Source organism: Actinomadura sp. 9N407, from assembly GCF_044326315.1.
GTDB lineage: Bacteria > Actinomycetota > Actinomycetes > Streptosporangiales > Streptosporangiaceae > Spirillospora.
The window spans coordinates 179,130-196,475 of record NZ_JBIRAW010000016.1 but is presented as its reverse complement, the minus strand read 5'-3'; the positions used below and the strand labels follow the sequence as shown (position 1 = coordinate 196,475).

Genomic DNA, 17,346 nt, shown 5'->3' with positions numbered 1-17,346 from the left:
GAAAACGGCGACCACGCCACGAGTCAACGGGAGCCGGGGGCGGGTGGGGTGGGGGTTTTTGGGGGCTTTGAGGCTATTTTGCGTTCCGCGGTTGGTAGCCTCGGCGGGTCGTGTTCACGCTTGGTGATCATCCGACCCCCCGTTGACCCGCGTGACCCCCTCCGCTGTTGGAGCCTCCATGGACTTTCTCCTGACACTGCTGGTCTGGAGTGTGGCGCAGACCGGATCGCTGCTGCTGGAATCGCGGCAGATGGTCGGGCTGGGTGCGGCCGTGCTGGCCGCGATCCTCGCCGCTCAGCTCGGCTGGCACGGTACCGACCGGATCATCGCCTGGCGCTCCCGTACCGACGAGGAGTAGCCGCCGGCGCGCTCGGTAGCATGGGGTTGACGCGACTGGCGCGGTCAAGGTGGATGACCACCGGGGAGCGAAGACAGTCCGGACGCCGCGCGCCTGGGTGGACGGGACCGAGCCGGGACTTGGCACGCCCAGGCAGGCTCCCGGTTGATCCAGCGCGGAGGTACGGATGACGGCACAGATTCTGGACGGCAAGGCCACGGCGGCGGAGATCCGGTCCGACCTCAAGGTCCGGGTGGAGGCGCTGCGCGAGCGTGGCGTGACCGTGGGCCTCGGCACCGTGCTGGTGGGGGACGACCCCGGCAGCAACTCGTACGTCAACATGAAGCACCGTGACTGCGCCGAGGTCGGCATCGAGAGCATCCGCCGCGACCTGCCCGCCGACGCCACGCAGGACGACGTGGAACGGGCCGTCGCCGAGCTCAACGACGATCCCTCCTGTACCGGCTACATCGTTCAGCTACCGCTGCCCAAGGGCCTGAACGAGCAGCGCGTGCTGGAGCGCATCGACCCGCTCAAGGACGCCGACGGGCTGCACCCGATCAACCTCGGACGGCTCGTCCTGATGGAGCCCGCGCCGCTGCCCTGCACGCCCAAGGGGATCGTCGAGCTGCTGCGCCGGTTCGACGTACCGGTCAGGGGCGCCGAGGTCACGGTGATCGGGCGCGGTGTCACGGTGGGGCGGCCGCTCGGGCTGCTGCTCACCCGGCGCAACGAGAACGCGACCGTGACGCTGTGCCACACCGGTACGCGGGATCTCGCCGCGCACACGCGGAACGCCGACATCGTCGTGGCGGCCGCCGGAGTGCCGGGGCTGATCACCGGTGACATGGTCAAGCCCGGTGCCGCCGTGCTGGACGTGGGGGTCTCACGGGTGGACGGCAAGCTGGCCGGTGACCTGGCCGCCGACATACGGGACGTGGCCGGCTGGGTGGCGCCCAACCCTGGTGGGGTCGGCCCCATGACCCGCGCGATGCTGCTGGCCAACGTCGTGGAGGCCGCGGAGAAGACCGCCGCCTGACACGCCGCCACCTGACACGCGTACGGGGCCGCGATCCGCTCGCGGCCCCGTACGCGTGTGGTGTGGCGATCGCCCTCTTTGCGCTACCCGGAGGACGATCGCACGATCACATCAACACACCCGGCACATCAGCTTGCCCGGCGTCCCGCGGCGGTCGCCGCCGCCGCTGTACGCCCCGGGCCGACATGGCCCGGGGAGTGGGTCGTTCCCGGGCGCCGTACGTCCGGTCCCCTGGGCCGTCCGCCGTCCATCGGCGGCCGGCCCTGCTGGGGAACGTGCACGGGGGGAAGAGGTCGGACGAGGCCCATGGCGATGACCTCGTTGGCCAGCCGGGTGCGCCGGTTGGCGCCCTCGGGGATGCGGAACTTCTGGTAGAGCCGCAGCAGGTGCTGCTTCACCGCGGCCTCGGTGACGACGAGATCTCCGGCGATCTCCCGCGCGGTGGCCGGGGCGACGAACGCCTCGTCCGACAGCGCGGGCCGGCACAGCGAGGTCAGCACATCGACCTCGCGGCGGGTGAGCTCGGGAGCCACGGCACGCCGCAGCTCGACGTCGGGATCGACCTCCTCCCGGGGGATGCCCCCCATGCGGCAACGCGCCGTGCCGAAGCTGACGACGTCACCGTCCTCCAGGACACGGCGGGCGATCGGCCGGCCGTTGACACGGGTCCCGTTACGGGACAGCCCCATGTCGACGACGTAAACGTACGGGCCGCGCCGAATGATCTCTGCGTGCAATCGGGACACACTCGGGTCGTCGAGGCGGATGTCGGTTCCCCGCCCGCGCCCGACCGTCGTTACGTCGGGGCGCAGCGGCACCACCAGCCCGCTGTCCTCGATCCGCATGAACGGCCCCTCCACGGCAGTCCTCCCAGCTAGTTAGCGACCCCTGTCTGCCGGGTTACCCGGCCGCGTTGCCGTCACACCCACCTACTGGCCAGTAGCACCGACGGCATAAGGCATTCGGCGTCCATCGGACGTTCCTGGACCTCACCCGTTACGCGATGGACGTGAAGAGGTTGCGGTGAGAGGTGGGTCACCGAGAGAAATCTTCAGGCCGAATGGGTCCATCTTCCGAGGGATGCCGGTGGATGTCGTAGCGGACCGCCGGAACGGCTACGGTCGGATTCATGAGCACCGAGGTGCGCCGCCGGAGGCGCAGGTCCCCGAGCGGCAGGGGGACGGCACCGCACTGGCTGGCAAGGTTGCCCTACCTGATCGTGCTGTCAGGTGTGGCGGCCGGGTTGGTGCTGTGCTCGTTCCACTACTTCCGCAAGGGATCGGTGCTGATCGCGGCCGCGCTGCTGTTCGGCGCCCTCGCCCGGCTGCTGCTGCCGGAATCGCAGCTCGGGATGCTGGCCGTCCGGAGCCGCTCGATCGACTGCTGGACGCTGGTCTTCCTGGGTGAGGCGGTCGCGTTCGTCGCGCTGAGCGTCCCGCCCATGAACCGCACCGGGCTGGGTGTGGCCGCCGCGTTCGGAGTCCTGATCGGGTTCGTCTTCGTTGTACGGGGTGTGCGGTTCCTGCTGGCCAAGCAAGTACTGGCCAAGCAGGGGCCTGCCACGCGCGGAAGATCCCCGGCCCGGCATGGGCCCGGGGGGTGATCACAGTCCCGGTGTCGAACCCGGGCAGAGCCCAGGGTCTAGACCTCTGAGGGCTCTCGGATAGCCTTCCCAGTTGAGCCTTACAAGGACTGCTGGGCCGGTGTAGGAAAGGGACAGCAACAGCATGCCCAAGATCAAAGTAGCGGGTCCGGTCGTCGAACTCGACGGCGACGAGATGACCCGGATCATCTGGAAATTCATCAAGGACCAGTTGATCCTGCCGTACCTCGACGTCGACCTGAAGTACTACGACCTCGGGATGGAGCACCGCGACGCCACCGATGACCAGGTCACGGTGGACGCCGCCCACGCCATTCTGGAGCATGGCGTCGGCGTGAAGTGTGCCACCATCACCCCGGACGAGGCGCGCGTCGAAGAGTTCGGCCTCAAGAAGATGTGGCGTTCCCCCAATGGAACGATCCGCAACATTCTCGGTGGTGTGGTGTTCCGCGAGCCGATCGTGGCCTCGAACATCCCGCGGCTGGTGCCGGGCTGGACCAAGCCCATCATCATCGGCCGCCACGCGCACGGTGACCAGTACAAGGCCACCGACTTCGTGGTGCCGGGCCCGGGCCAGGTGACGATCACCTACACCCCCGACGACGGTTCCGAGCCGATGGAGTTCGAGATCGCGAAGTTCGCCGGCGGCGGCGTCGCGATGGGGATGTACAACTTCGACGACTCGATCCGGGACTTCGCCCGGACGACGATGCGGTACGCGCTCGAGCGCGAGATGCCGCTGTACATGTCGACGAAGAACACGATCCTCAAGGCCTACGACGGCCGGTTCAAGGACATCTTCCAGGAGATCTTCGACGCCGAGTTCAAGGCCGACTTCGACGCCAAGGGCCTCACCTACGAGCACCGGCTGATCGACGACATGGTCGCCGCCGCGCTCAAGTGGGAGGGCGGGTTCGTCTGGGCCGCCAAGAACTACGACGGCGACGTCCAGTCCGACACCCTGGCCCAGGGCTTCGGCTCGCTCGGCCTGATGACCTCGGTCCTGATGACCCCCGACGGCAAGACCGTCGAGGCCGAGGCCGCCCACGGCACGGTGACCCGCCACTACCGGCAGCACCAGCAGGGCAAGCCCACCTCCACCAACCCCATCGCGTCCATCTTCGCGTGGACCCGGGGCCTGGAGCACCGCGGCAAGCTGGACAACCAGCCCGAGGTCGTCAACTTCGCCCGCTCCCTGGAGCAGGTCTGCGTGGAGACCGTCGAGGCCGGTCAGATGACCAAGGACCTGGCGCTCCTGGTCGGCAAGGACGCTGAGTGGCTGACCACCCAGCAGTTCCTCGAGGCTCTGGACACCAACCTCCAGAAGAAGATCAACGGCTGATCCCGTTCTTCCTCCCGAAGGCCGTCCCGGTGACCCCGGGGCGGCCTTCGCCGTCGGTGCGGTTCCGGCCGTCCGGTGCCGTCCAGGGCCGACTAGTGGCGAACCCGGTAGTGGAGGAGCACGGTGCCGGTCGGGGTGTTCCTCGAGTCCAGAAGCTCCAGCGCTCCGGCCGGTACGCCGTCGAACAGGCGTCGGCCCGTACCGGCCAAGTACGGCGCCATGACCAGCCGCAACTCGTCCACGAGCCCTTCGGCGAGAAGGAACCGGGCCAGTGAGACGCTGCCATGGACACCGATGTCGCCGCCCGGGGCGTTCCGGATCGGTGCCAGCCGTTCCGCGAGGGGTGCCCCGGGATCGCCGGCGAGGATCTCGGCTCCGGTCCACGGCGTCCCCAGCGGCTTGGAGGTGACCACGACCTTCCGCACGCTGTTGATGAAACTCGCGAACGGCTCCTCGCGGGCCGTCGGCCAGTGCGAGGCCCAGTCGTCGTAGCCCCGGCGGCCGAGCAGCACGGTGTCCTGGGTCCCGATGACGGTCCCGAGGTGCTCTCGCATGACCTCGTCGAAGTCGTGGACGAACACCGGAGGGTCTTCGACGACACCGTCCGCCGAGATGAACAGTCCAAGCCCATCCGAGTCGCACCTTCCTGGACGAGTGACCGGCCTACGAGTGATTCCGGCCGAGACGAACGATTCGAACGTATGTGGAGGGTGCGTCAGCCGATCAGGAGGCCGAGCCCCAGGAGGAAGGCGAGGCCGCCGAGGATCCCCAGGGGGATCCAGCGGAACGGCACGCCCGCCCGGTTCCGGTACCGCAGTGCGATCCGGGCCAGCAGCGCTCCGGGGACGCCCCAGATCAGCGCGGTCATCACCAGGTTGAACCAGGCCGTGGCGTCGGTGTGGGTCGCGCCCAGGCCGGTCTCCTCCATCAAGCCCACCACGACCGTCAGCTTGATCAGGAGTTCGGCGAGCGGGTAGAAGACCTGGAGGCCCGCCGCGCCGGCCAGGCTGCCGAGCAGCAGCCAGCCGGGCACCCGGCGCCCCCACGGGCGGATCGTCGCCTGCGCCATCGCGATGGTCAGGGCGCGCAGCCCGCAGGCGAGCACGATCACACCGTCGGTGCCACCGAAGCTCTCACCGCGCAGCGGCTTGCTCGCGACCAGCACGGCGACCAGGGCGATGAACGCCCCGACGGTCCAGGTCACAGCCGTGACAGGCCACGTCTCGACTCGGGCGGCGGGCCGGGGTGCACAGATGGTGGTCATGCCGACATCATCATGACGACCGCCCCCTTGGAACCTCCCTCCAGCGGGTGAACCCCCTCCCTCGCTGAGCCGAAACGCTCGGGATCGTCGCTCCCGCCACCTGAACGCCGCCTCGCCACCTGAACACAGGTAAAGCAGCAGGCATCCTCCAGAGGAACCGGGGCCTTCGCCGTTGTTGTGAGCTGGTGCCATGCCGGGTCGTGCACCTGCCCGTCCCGGCAGGGGCCGCGCGCGATAGCCTGACGTGGAAATATCTCGACGACGAGAGAACCCGCCTGGCGGCTCCTCTCGGTCGGGTTCGAGAACGAAGGATGGCCGTCTGAGCCCGTCCGTCACTGGAGAAGAAGGCAAAAATGAGTCGCACCCCAGTCAACGTCACCGTCACCGGCGCCGCCGGGCAGATCGGCTACGCGCTGCTGTTCCGTATCGCGTCGGGCCATCTGCTGGGCGCCGACACCCCGGTACGCCTGCGCCTGCTGGAGATCCCGCAGGCGGTCAAGGCCGCCGAGGGCACCGCCATGGAGCTGGACGACTGCGCGTTCCCGCTGCTGGACGGGATCGACATCTTCGATGACGCCACCAAGGCGTTCGAGGGCACCAACGTCGCGCTGCTGGTCGGTGCGCGTCCCCGTACGAAGGGGATGGAGCGCGGTGACCTGCTGGAGGCCAACGGCGGGATCTTCAAGCCGCAGGGCGAGGCGATCAACGCCGGTGCCGCCGACGACATCAAGGTGCTGGTCGTGGGCAACCCGGCCAACACCAACGCGCTGATCGCGCAGCAGCACGCTCCGGACGTCCCGGCCGCGCGGTTCACCGCGATGACGCGGCTCGACCACAACCGCGCGCTGGCGCAGCTGTCGAAGAAGGCCGGCGTGTCGGTCTCCGACATCAGGAAGCTGACGATCTGGGGCAACCACTCGGCCACCCAGTACCCGGACATCTTCCACGCCGAGATCGGCGGGAAGGGCGCGGCCGAGGTCGTGAACGACCAGGCCTGGCTGGAGAACGACTTCATCCCGACCGTGGCCAAGCGCGGTGCGGCGATCATCGAGGCCCGGGGCGCGTCCTCGGCCGCCTCGGCGGCGTCGGCCGCGATCGACCACGTGCACACCTGGGTGAACGGGACCAAGGACGGCGACTGGACGTCCATGGCCGTCGTGTCGGACGGGTCGTACGGCGTGGCCGAGGGGATCATCTCCTCGTTCCCGGTGACCACCCGCGACGGCGCGTGGAAGATCGTTCAGGGGCTGGAGATCGACGACTTCTCGCGGGCGCGGATCGACGCGTCGGTGGGCGAGCTCACCGAGGAGCGCGACGCCGTCCGCAAGCTCGGCCTCATCTGAGCCGAGCCGAGCCGAGCCGATCCGTTCTGGTCTGAACTGATCTGAGTTGAGCTGAGCCGAGTCCTGTTGACTCAGGACCGAGCGCGGTAGCAGGAGCCCCGGGCCGTACGGTCTGGGGCTCCTCGCGTGTGCGGGCGATAAATCGGCGCTTATCGTGCGGTCTTCGCTACTAGGCTGACGGGCCGGACAGGGCAGAGGGGCGGCAGGGTGGAACAGGCGTTTCAGGTCGATCTGCGCGGCGTGGTGGACCTGCTGAGCAGGCATCTCTACTCCAGCCCGCGGGTCTACCTGCGGGAGCTGCTGCAGAACGCGGTGGACGCGATCACCGCGCGCGGTACTTCCGTGCCGAGCGGGGGAAAGGTGCGGATCGAGACCGGTGCGGGCGGGCTGCTCGTGCACGACGACGGGATCGGCCTCACCGAGGAGGAGGTCCACCGGCTGCTCGCCACGATCGGGCGCTCGTCCAAGCGGGACGAGCTGGGGTTCGCCCGGCACGACTTCCTGGGCCAGTTCGGGATCGGCCTGCTGTCGGGGTTCCTGGTCGCGGACGAGATCGAGGTCGTGACGCGTTCCGCACGCGAGAACGCCCCCGCGCACGAGGACTCTCCTGCTCGCCAGGACTCTCCGCCGGGCGCCGTGCGCTGGACGGGGTTCGCCGACGGCCGTTACCGCGTCGAGCCCGCCGAACGGGACGAGCCGGGCACGACGGTCTCGCTGCGTGCCCGGACGGGATCGGCGGAGCTGCTGAGCGCGGAGATCGTCCAGGAACTGGCGCGGTCGTACGGTTCGCTGCTGCCGATCTCGCTGACCGTGGACGGCGTGCCGATCACCGGGGACGGGCCGCCGTGGCAGGCGGCGCATGCCGACCCGGCGCGCCGGCGGCGTGCGCTGGACGCCTACTGCCGGGAGCTGTACGGGTTCGACCCGTACGACGTCATCGACCTGGACGTACCCGAGGCGGGGCTGACCGGGGTCGCGTTCGTGCTGCCGCAGCCGGTCGCGCCGACCGCGCGCGGGTCGCACCGGGTCTATCTCAAGAAGATGCTGCTGGCCGAGAGCGTCGAGGGGCTGCTGCCCGAGTGGGCGTTCTTCGTGCGGTGCGTCGTGGACGCGGGGGAGCTGCGGCCGACCGCGAGCCGGGAGGCGCTGTACGAGGACGAGCTGCTGGAGTCGACCCGGCAGGCCCTGGGCGAGAGCCTGCGGCAGTGGCTGGTCCGGCTGGCGGAGACCGATCCGGTACGGCTGCGCGGCTTCCTGCGGCTGCACCAGCTCGGCGTGAAGGCGATGGCGCTGCAGGACGACGACATGCTGCGGATCGTGGACCGCTGGCTGGAGTTCGAGACGTCGTCGGGCCCGATGACGCTGGCGGAGTTCCGGCGGCGGCATTCGGACGTGCGGTACGTACCGAGCGTGGAGGAGTTCCGGCGGTTGTCGGCGGTGGCGGGGGCGCAGGGCATCGGCCTGGTCAACGGCGGCTACGTGCACGACACCGAGATCATCGAACGGCTGACCGCGATCGATCCGGACGCCGCGCCGCGCCGGCTGGATCCGGCGGAGCTGACCACGCATCTCGGGGTCCTCGACCCGGCGGCCGAGCTGGCGCTGCGGCCCTTCCTGGCGGCCGCGCAGAAGGCGGTGGAACGGCTCGGCTGCGAGGTCGTGGTCCGCGACTTCGACCCGCCGTCGCTGCCCGCGCTCTACATCACCAGCCGGGCCGCCCAGCACCAAGCGGAGATGTCGGAGGCCAAGGACATGGCCGACGACCTGTGGGCGGACGTGCTGGGCGCGCTGAACGGCGCCGTCCAGACCGACCGTCCCCAGCTCGTCCTCAACCATCGCAACCCGCTGGCCCGCAGGGTGACCTCGCTCACCGAGGAGGGGCTGGTCGAGCTTGCGGTCCAGGGTCTGTACGGGCAGGCGCTGCTGTTCGGGCAGCATCCGCTGCGTCCGGCCGACACCGCCGCGCTGAACCGTTCCTTCCTCGGCTTGCTCGAATGGGCCATGCACGACCCGGGCGGGCCCACCCCTGAAGTAGGAGAGACCAGTGACCCAGGAGAGTCCCCGTGAGCCTTGAGCAGGTCCAGGATCTGATGGGACGGGCCTACGCCCTCCCTTACGGCGAGGCCCGTACGGTGCTGACCGAGGAGGCGCTGCGCCGCGCGGAGGAGCTCGGCGACCCCCGGGTGACCTTCGAGGTACGGATGGAGCTGGGCAGCGCGTACGAGTTCGGTGGCGAGCCGACGAAGACGTTCACGACGTTCAGCCGCAGCCTGGCCGAGTACGACGCCGACCCTGGCGCGCTGGGCGAGTCGGCCGAGCATCAGCTGCTGTGGCAGTTCAAGTGGATCGTGTACTCGCTCACCCGGTTCCCCGAGGTGCCACTGGACCGTACCCGCGCGGCCCTGGACGACATGGAGCGTCGCTACAAGCTGGGCGGGCACAGCCTGCAGGCCGTGTACGGCAGGCGGGCGCGGGTCGCGCGGCATCTGGGGAACGCCGACGCCGCCGACCGCTGGTTCGCGATGTGGCACACGACGCCGCGCGACGAGCTGTCGGACTGCGCGGGCTGCGACCCGACCGGCAAGGTCGACCATCTCGGCTGGCGCGGCCGGGACGAGGAGGCGCTGGCGGTCGCCGAGCCGGTGCTGCGCGAGGACCTGAACTGCGCCGAGCAGCCGCAGGCCGTGCTGACCAGCCTGCTGCCGGTCTTCCTGCGGGTGGGCCGGCCGGAGGAGGCCCGCAACGCCCATCTGCGCGCGTACCGGCTGATGCGCTCCCGGCTGAGCGAGCTGGACTCCATCGGCGATCATGTGGAGTTCTGTGCCCGTACCGGCAACGAGGGGCGCGGGCTGGAGATCGTGCAGCGCCATCTGGGGTGGCTGGACCGGGCGCCGAGCCCGTACGCCGAGATGCGGTTCGCGGCCGCGTCGGCGCTGCTGCTGCGCCGGGTGGAGGAGGCCGGGCACGGCGATCTGGTGATCGCCCGTCCGGTGGACGGCGCCGTACCGGCGGAGGTGGCCGCCGGTGAGCTGCGCGGCGAGCTGGCCGCGCGTGCGCTGGACGTGGCGGCGCGGTTCGACGCCCGCAACGGCAACGATCACCAGAGCGGCGTCATCCGGGCGCTGATGGAGGCCGAGCCGATGCTCGATCATCTGCCGCTGACCCAGTACGACCGCCGTCCCGCCGCGGCGGCGGCTCCGGCCGTGCCCGCCCCCGAGCCCGTTCCGGATCATGCGGAGATCGATGATCTGGACGCGCTGCTCGACCTCGGCCAGGAGGAGTGGACGGCCGGCCGGATCGATCGCGCGAGCGCGGCCTGGCGGCGCTACGACGAGCTGGCCTCCGCCGCCGAGCCCACGCCGCTGCAGGTCGCGCGGCGCGCGGACGGGCAGGGCGTGGAGCGGTTCGACGACGATGACATCGAGGGCGCGCTGGCCACCTGGGAGCGCGCCGCAGAGCTGTACGAGCAGGCCGGTGACCTGGTCTCGCGGCAGGCCGCGCTCGGCCGTGTCGGCGCGATCCGCTGCGGTCAGGGGCAGGCGGACGTGGGGCTGCCGCTCTTGCGGACGAGCACGGCCTACCTGAGCGAGCACGCACCCGGGACGAAGCGAGCGTTCTCCGCCCACATGCGGCTGACCGGTGTCCTGCTCAACGAGGGTGAGACCGACGAGGCCCGCGCGCTCCTGGAGGCCCTCGTCCCCGAGGGGCAGGAGCAGGCCGGTGAGCTGGCGCTGATGCGCGCCCGGGCCCTCGTCCGGACGGACGACCCCGCATCCGCCGTACCGCTGCTGCACACCGCCCGCGAGGCCCTGCGGGAGAGCGGCGACAGCACGCAGCTGACCGAGGCGTCGCTGATGCTCGGCAAGCTCTTGGCGCAGCTGGCCGGACAGTCCGCGGAGAGCGGTCCGGAAGGCGACGAGCAGGCCTTCGAGGAGGCCCTGGCCGTTCTCGACGAGGCGGTCGTGTCCGCCGGTACCGACCCGTGGATGGCCACCGTCGCGCACGCCGAGCGGGGCACCCTGCTGGTGTCGATCAAGGGAGCGGCGGACGCGGTTCCCGACCTCGTGGAGGCGGTCGCCGGGTTCACCGCCGCCGGCGCGGGCGTCCAGGCGTCCTACGCGCGGCTGGAACTGGCCAACGCCTACTACGCGACCGGCCGGCATCTGGAGGCCGCGGAGACGGCCGAGGAGGCCGCGCCGCTGCTCGCCCGGCTGGACGACCCCCACTCGTACCGCCGCGTCCGCCTGCTGCTGGCGCACGCCCAGGCGGAACTGGGCGAGGAGCAGGCCGCCGACCTCTTCACCGAGCTGGCGGGGGAGGAGGGCGAGGACCCCGATTTCGCCGCGCGGCTGCTGGAGCTGGCCGCCGAGGTGCTGACCCGGCTCGACAAGGACGCCCTGGCGGCCGACAAGTTCCTGGAGGCGGCGGAGGCGTTCGCCGCCGCCGGTGACCCCTACGGCGTCGTACGGGCCCGCCGGGCGTCCGCGCTGTGCCGGCTGTGGTGCCGCCAGGCGGAACAGGGCCTGGCCGAAATGGAACGGGCCCGCGCCGCGCTGGCCGGCCTCCCCGCCGAGGAGGAGGCCGCACGGACCTGGGAGACCGCCAGGGTGTCGTACGACGAGGCCCGCCTGCTGGCCGACGTGGGACGGCTGGACGACGCGCTCGCCCGCGTCAACGAGGCGATCGCGGCCTTCGGTTCACTGGACGAGAAGGACGCCGCCGAGACCGCCGCCGTACTGCGCACCGATCTCGAGGCGGCGCTGGAGTCCCGCGAGGAGTCCCGCGAGGAGTCACGAGAGGGGAACGACGCGGAGGCGTGACCCGGAGGCGTGACGCGGGTGGTCACAGGCGGTGGGCGCCCGCCGACGGTACGGCTTCGATGAAGTCGGGTTCGGGCAGGCCGCGGTCCCGGTACGCGGCGAAGATCGCGTCCCGGACCCGGTCGGCCCGGGCCGTGGCGGTCAGCACGATGACCGAGCCGCCGAACCCGCCGCCGACCATCCGGCCGCCCCTGGCGCCGCCCCGGAGCGCCGCCTCGACGGTCAGATCGGCCTCCGGCCAGGACACCTCGTACAGGTCCCGCAGGGACAGGTGCGAGGCCGTCAGCATCCCGCCCAGCTCGGTCTCGGCGCCGGCGCGCAGCAGGCCAACGGTCGCCTCCACCCGGTGGTTCTCCGTGACGACGTGCTGGGTACGGCGGCGCAGCACCGGGTCGTCCAGCCTGGCCAGCGCCGCGCCGAGGTCCTTGACGTCGCGCAGCGCGTCGACGCCCAGCAGCGCGGCGGCGCGCTCGCACTCGGCCCGGCGCCGCGCGTACTCACCGCCGGTCAGCGTGTGCCGGGCCCGGGTGTTGACGACCAGGAGCGTCAGGTCCTTGCCGGGCAGATCGATCGGGACGTGCGAGGACAGCCCGCTACGGCAGTCGAGCATCAGCGCGTGGCCCGCCCGGCACAGCAGCGAGGCCGACTGGTCCATGATCCCGCAGGGCATGCCCGCGTAGTCGTGCTCGGCCCGCTGCGCCAGCCGGGCCAGCTCCGCACGGTCGGCCGCCAGATCGTCCAGCCCGTACAGCTCGCACAGGGCCAGCGCGGTCGCGCACTCCAGCGCCGCCGAGGACGACAGCCCCGCGCCCTGCGGCAGATCGGAGTCGATCAGCAGGGAGGCGCCGCCCGCGCCGCGCTCGCGCAGCAGCGAGGCCACGCCGAACGGGTAGGCCGCCCACCGTTCCCGCTCCGCCCACCGCTGGACCTCGCCGGGGCCGGTGCCGTCCAGCGAGACGGTGACACCCGCGTCGGCGGCCTGCAGGGACCGCACTTCGAGTACGGCGTCGTCGCGCCGGGCCGCCGCCACCGACACGCCAAGCGGCAGCGCGAACGGCAGCACGAAGCCGTCGTTGTAGTCGGTGTGCTCACCGATCACGTTGATCCGGCCCGGAGCGTGCCAGACGCCCTCAGGGGCGCGGCGGTACGCCTCCGTGAACGCCGCCGAGAGGGGGATCTTGCCCGTACCGGCCACCGTGTTCATGGCTGCGTTCCTGGCCGTGTTCTCGGCTGGGCTCATCGGCCCTGCAGGAAGGTCCACGCGTCCGTGACCATGACCCGCAGGTCGCGCTCGGGCTTCCAGCCCAGGGCCGTTCTGATCTTCTCGGCCGAGGCCACCAGCACCGCCGGGTCGCCCGGCCGGCGCGGGCTGACCTCGGCCGGGATCGGATGCCCGGTCACCTCGCGGCACATCTCGACGACCTCGCGTACCGAGTAGCCGCTGCCGCTGCCCAGGTTGAAGATCTGGTGGGTGGACGGCGCGCACGCGTCCAGCGCCAGCAGGTGCGCCACGCCGAGGTCGACCACGTGGATGTAGTCGCGCAGGCAGGTGCCGTCCGGCGTCGGATAGTCCTCGCCGAACATGCTGACCGCGTCCTTCTCGCCGAGCGCGACCTTGAGCACGTTGGGGATCAGGTGGGTCTCGACGGCGTGCCGCTCGCCCTGGTCACCGGCCCCTGACGTGCCAGACCCGGTGAGGCGGGCTCCGGCGACGTTGAAGTAGCGCAGCGACACGGCGCCGATCCCGAACAGGCGGGCGTACTCGGCGAGCGCGGTGTCGATGGCCAGCTTGGACGCGCCGTACGGATTGGTCGGACGGGTCGGGGCCGTCTCCACGATCGGGGTGGTCTCCGGCTCCCCGTACGTCGCGGCCGTCGAGGAGAAGACGATCCGCCGGACCCCGGCCGTGCGCATCGCGTCCAGCAGCGACAGCGACTCGCCGAGGTTGCCGTCCCAGTAGAGCCACGGCTTCTGGACCGACTCGCCGACCAGCGACTTGGCCGCGAAGTGCAGCACCGCGTCGAAGCCGGCGCCCGCCAGCACCTCCGAGGCCTTGTCCCGCAGCGTCCCGCGTACGAGCCGGGCGCCCTCGGGCACCGCGTCCTCGTGCCCGGTGGACAGATCGTCCAGCACGACCACCTCGTGCCCCGCCTCGAGCAACTGGGCCGAGACGACGCTGCCGACGTAACCGGCGCCTCCAGTGACGAGCAGCTTCACGAAATCCTCCTGCTTGAACTCTCTGCTTGCACTCTCTACCTACTTGAATTCTCTGCTTGATCCGCCCGCTCGATCCGCCTGCTCGATCTCTTGGCGCTTGATCTCTTCGGCGCTTGATCTTTTCCGGCCGGGCCCGGATGGCAGGGGCTTTGCCGGGTGCGGGCATCGCGGAGACGCCGTCCAGGCTATCGGCAAGCCCGCGCGGGGAAGGTTGAATGGACAGCCCGCACCAGGCGGGGGACTCGCAGGAGAGAACGCGCAACGGACATGGAAGATCCCCGACCCTCGCGGCAGGCGCCGCACACCGGGCAGGCACCCGTACCGCAGCAGGCGCAGCAGGCGCAGCAGGCCCGCCGCCGGACCCGGGCGCTCGCCCGCCCGCTGGTCTGGCTGATGACCCGCTCCACCGACCTGGTCGTACGGCTGACCGGCGAGGACCCCGGCGCGCTCCGCGACCAGATCACCGCCGAACGGGTCCGGGCCCTGGTCGCGGCCAACACCGAACTGACCGCCGACGAGCGGGCGCTGATCGAGGAGGTCTTCGCCGCCGGCGAGCGGCCGCTGCGCGAGGTGCTGGTGCCGCGGACCGAGGTGGAGTTCCTGGACGCGGCGCTCCCGCTGCCGGCCGCCGCCCGGATCGCCGCAGGCAGCCCGCACTCCCGTTTCCCGGTCTGCAGCGGCTCGCACGACGAGGTGATCGGGTTCGTGCACATCCGGGACCTGCTGGCCCCAGGGACCGCTCTGACCCCAGGGAACGCCCTGACCCCAGGGACCGCTCTGACCCCAGGGAACGCCTTGGCCCCAGGAATCGCCGGCGGTGACGTCCCGGAGGGGGACGGCGTGCCGGTCGGGGAGCTGGTACGGCCCGTCCTGTACCTGCCGGCCTCCCAGCGGGTGCTCCCGGTGCTGTCGGAGATGCGGCGCGAGGGGCACCACCTGGCGATCGTCATGGACGAGTACGGCGGCACCGCGGGCATCGTCACCCTGGAGGACCTGGTCGAGGAGCTCATCGGGGACATCCGCGATGAATATGATGTCCAGGACGCGCAAGCGCAACGTCTGCACGGTGGGGTGGTCGAGGTCGACGGTCTGCTCAACCTCGACGACTTCGCCGCCGAGACCGGTGTGCGGCTGCCTGCCGGGCCCTACGAGACCGTCGCCGGCCACATCATGGCCGCGCTCGGCCGGGTCCCCGCCGAGGGGGACGTCGTGGGAACGGCGGGATACCGCCTGTCGGTCGTCCGGATGGACGGCCGCCGGGTCGCCCGCGTGCGCGTCATCCCGGCACCGGCCCTGCCACAGACCGTCCCCCTGCCGCCGGCACCGCCCGTACAGCAGACACAGGCCGTACAGCAGACACAGGCCGTACAGCAAACACAGGCCGTACAGCAGACACAGCCCGCGCAACAGGCGCAGCCGGCATCGTCCGCACAACAGGCACAGCAGGCGCCCATACAAAAAGCAATGCCTGTACAACAGGCACGGCCCGTGCGGTCCGTGCCGTCGCAGGCGCCGCCGGGACCGCCCGCCCAACCCGTCCTCGTCGATGCCGCGACACCGCCGGCCGCGGTGGCCGGAGCCGGTCCGAACGCCCCCGTTCCCGGTGACGTCCCAACCGCTGACGGCGCGCCCGGAGCCACCGCACCGGACGACGCCCCGACCGGCGACGTCGCCTCGCACGAGGCCTGAGAGAATCGATCCGTGAGCATGTCCGAAGCCTCCAGCCCGTCCACCGGCCCGTCCGGCTCCGTGTCGACCGGCCCGTCCGGCTCCGTGTCGACCGGCTCCGTGCCGACCGGCCCGTCCGGTTCCGTCCCGGCCCCGCGGGTGCTGTCCGGCATCCAGCCGACCGCCGACTCGTTCCACCTGGGCAACTACCTGGGTGCGCTGCGGCAGTGGGTCGCCCTGCAGGACACCCACCAGGCGTTCTACTGCGTAGTCGACCTGCACGCGATCACCGTGGAGCACGACCCGGAGCTGCTGCGCCGCCGCACCAGGGTCGCCGCCGCGCAGCTGCTGGCGATGGGCGTGGACCCCGAGCGTTCCGCCCTCTTCGTGCAGAGCCACGTGCCCGAGCACGCGGAGCTGGCCTGGATCCTGGGCTGCATCACCGGGTTCGGCGAGGCCGGCCGGATGACCCAGTTCAAGGACAAGTCGGCCAAGCAGGGCACCGGCGGCACCAGCGTCGGACTGTTCACGTACCCGGTCCTGCAGGCCGCCGACATCCTGCTCTACACGCCCGAGCCCGGCCCGGGCGAGCGCACGTTCCATGTGCCGGTCGGTGAGGACCAGCGGCAGCACCTGGAGCTCACCCGGACGCTCGCGCAGCGGTTCAACCACCGGTTCGGCGACACGTTCGTGGCCCCCGAGGCGTTCATCCCGGCGGGCGCGGCCAAGATCACCGATCTGCAGGAGCCGACCGCCAAGATGAGCAAGTCGGCCTCCTCGCCGCAGGGCATCCTCGACCTGCTCGAGGAGCCCGGCCCGATGCGCAAGAAGATCATGCGCGCGGTCACCGACACCGGCACCGAGGTCCGCTACGACGAGGAGAACAAGGCGGGCGTCACCAACCTGCTGCGGATCTTCGCCGCGCTGGACGGCTCTCCGGTCGCCGATCTGGAGGCCCGGTACGGCGACGGCGGCTACGGCACGTTCAAGAAGGACCTCGCGGCGCTGGTCCTCGACACGTTCACCCCGATCCGGGAGCGGACCGCCAAACTGCTCTCCGATCAGGACCAGCTGGACCGCGTGCTGGCGCAGGGCGCCGAGCGGGCCGGAGACGTCGCCCGGCGGACCATGGAGGTGGTCCGTGACCGGGTGGGATTCGTTGGGCGAGGCCACTGATCCCGCGCGCTGGATCGGGGTGGCGATCCCGATCCCGGACCCGTACGGCGCCGAGCTGCAGCGCTTGCGGCGGGCGTTCGGCGACCCGCTGGCCGACGCGATCCCGACGCACATCACGCTGCTGCCGCCGACCGAGCTCGGCGGTGCGGGCGAGCTGGCAGGGGTCGAGCGGCACCTGCGCGAGGTCGCGGACGCCGAACGTCCCTTTCCGATCACGCTGAGCGGTACCGGGACGTTCCGCCCGGTGTCGCCGGTGGTGTTCATCGCGCTGGCCGAGGGGGCCGACGGCTGCGAGGACCTCCAGCGGCGCGTCCTGGCGGGGCCGCTGGCCCGCGAGCTGCCCTTTCCGTACCACCCGCACGTCACGGTCGCCCACCACCTCCCGGAGGAGGTCATGGACCGTGCCTACAAGGAACTGGCCGGCTACGAGGCCGCCTTCGAGGTCCAGGGCTTCTCGCTGTACGAGCACGGCCCCGACGGAGTCTGGCGCCCGCGAAGCCATTTCCCCGTGGTGAACGACTGAGTGGTGAACGGCTG

General features: G+C 71.1%; 15 protein-coding genes. 10 read left to right on the top strand and 5 right to left on the bottom strand.

From position 1 onward, the window contains the following. Positions 1-178: 178 nt before the first annotated feature. Positions 179-358: a hypothetical protein gene (locus ACH34Q_RS25380; protein WP_395985544.1), complete on the top strand. Its 180-nt coding sequence runs from the start codon at positions 179-181 to the stop codon at positions 356-358. Positions 359-524: 166 nt separating this feature from the next. Next, positions 525-1,376: a bifunctional methylenetetrahydrofolate dehydrogenase/methenyltetrahydrofolate cyclohydrolase gene (locus tag ACH34Q_RS25375; RefSeq protein WP_395985543.1), complete on the top strand. Its 852-nt coding sequence runs from the start codon at positions 525-527 to the stop codon at positions 1,374-1,376. Positions 1,377-1,504: 128 nt separating this feature from the next. Here the strand turns inward: ACH34Q_RS25375 and ACH34Q_RS25370 are convergent, their stop codons facing one another. Continuing rightward, complete coding sequence (locus ACH34Q_RS25370) at positions 1,505-2,236, bottom strand: FHA domain-containing protein (RefSeq protein WP_395985542.1); 732 nt, start codon at positions 2,234-2,236, stop codon at positions 1,505-1,507. 269 nt (positions 2,237-2,505) lie between these two features. On the opposite strand from ACH34Q_RS25370, the gene ACH34Q_RS25365 reads away from it, so the two are divergent. After that, entirely contained in the window at positions 2,506-2,979 is a 474-nt protein-coding gene (locus tag ACH34Q_RS25365; RefSeq protein WP_395985541.1) for a DUF3017 domain-containing protein, read from the top strand. A gap of 124 nt (positions 2,980-3,103) precedes the next feature. After that, the gene (locus ACH34Q_RS25360; protein WP_395985540.1) at positions 3,104-4,321 is read left to right on the top strand and encodes an NADP-dependent isocitrate dehydrogenase; all 1,218 of its coding nucleotides are present in this window, start codon (positions 3,104-3,106) and stop codon (positions 4,319-4,321) included. Positions 4,322-4,413: 92 nt separating this feature from the next. On the opposite strand, the gene ACH34Q_RS25355 is transcribed toward ACH34Q_RS25360, so the two are convergent. Both ACH34Q_RS25355 and ACH34Q_RS25350 read right to left on the bottom strand, forming a co-directional pair. After that, positions 4,414-4,935, bottom strand: coding sequence for a dihydrofolate reductase family protein (locus ACH34Q_RS25355; RefSeq protein ID WP_395985552.1), 522 nt, complete (start codon positions 4,933-4,935; stop codon positions 4,414-4,416). A gap of 101 nt (positions 4,936-5,036) precedes the next feature. After that, on the bottom strand, positions 5,037-5,585 hold the full coding sequence (locus ACH34Q_RS25350; RefSeq protein ID WP_395985539.1) for a hypothetical protein: 549 nt from the start codon (positions 5,583-5,585) through the stop codon (positions 5,037-5,039). Positions 5,586-5,938: 353 nt separating this feature from the next. Here ACH34Q_RS25350 and ACH34Q_RS25345 point away from each other — a divergent pair, with 353 nt between their 5' ends. The 3 genes from ACH34Q_RS25345 (at position 5,939) to ACH34Q_RS25335 (ending at position 11,748) form a co-directional block, all read left to right on the top strand. Next, positions 5,939-6,928 (top strand): malate dehydrogenase, encoded by a 990-nt coding sequence (locus ACH34Q_RS25345; RefSeq protein WP_395985538.1) that lies wholly within the window; start codon positions 5,939-5,941, stop codon positions 6,926-6,928. Between the two features lie 207 nt (positions 6,929-7,135). Beyond that, positions 7,136-8,995: an HSP90 family protein gene (locus ACH34Q_RS25340; RefSeq protein WP_395985537.1), complete on the top strand. Its 1,860-nt coding sequence runs from the start codon at positions 7,136-7,138 to the stop codon at positions 8,993-8,995. After that, complete coding sequence (locus ACH34Q_RS25335; RefSeq protein ID WP_395985536.1) at positions 8,992-11,748, top strand: hypothetical protein; 2,757 nt, start codon at positions 8,992-8,994, stop codon at positions 11,746-11,748. The genes ACH34Q_RS25340 and ACH34Q_RS25335 overlap by 4 nt, the downstream gene beginning before the upstream one ends. Positions 11,749-11,770: 22 nt before the next feature. On the opposite strand, the gene galK is transcribed toward ACH34Q_RS25335, so the two are convergent. Both galK and galE read right to left on the bottom strand, forming a co-directional pair. After that, entirely contained in the window at positions 11,771-12,952 is a 1,182-nt protein-coding gene (gene galK / locus ACH34Q_RS25330) for a galactokinase (protein WP_395985535.1), read from the bottom strand. Positions 12,953-12,984: 32 nt separating this feature from the next. After that, a complete protein-coding gene (gene galE / locus ACH34Q_RS25325) occupies positions 12,985-13,965 on the bottom strand; it encodes a UDP-glucose 4-epimerase GalE (protein ID WP_395985534.1) in 981 nt (326 codons plus the stop codon). Positions 13,966-14,232: 267 nt separating this feature from the next. Between galE and ACH34Q_RS25320 the strand changes: the two genes are divergently transcribed. Genes ACH34Q_RS25320 through ACH34Q_RS25310 form a run of 3 tightly spaced genes read left to right on the top strand, consistent with a single transcriptional unit; the run spans position 14,233 to position 17,332 of the window. Next, positions 14,233-15,654 carry a transporter associated domain-containing protein gene (locus tag ACH34Q_RS25320; RefSeq protein ID WP_395985533.1) on the top strand — a complete coding sequence of 474 codons (1,422 nt, stop codon included), beginning with the start codon at positions 14,233-14,235 and terminating at the stop codon, positions 15,652-15,654. A 12-nt stretch (positions 15,655-15,666) separates the two neighbouring features. Beyond that, positions 15,667-16,809, top strand: a complete 1,143-nt coding sequence (gene trpS, locus ACH34Q_RS25315; RefSeq protein WP_395985532.1) for a tryptophan--tRNA ligase — start codon at positions 15,667-15,669, stop codon at positions 16,807-16,809. After that, on the top strand, positions 16,775-17,332 hold the full coding sequence (locus tag ACH34Q_RS25310; protein WP_395985531.1) for a 2'-5' RNA ligase family protein: 558 nt from the start codon (positions 16,775-16,777) through the stop codon (positions 17,330-17,332). Before trpS ends, ACH34Q_RS25310 begins: the two co-directional genes overlap by 35 nt. Positions 17,333-17,346: the final 14 nt, after the last annotated feature.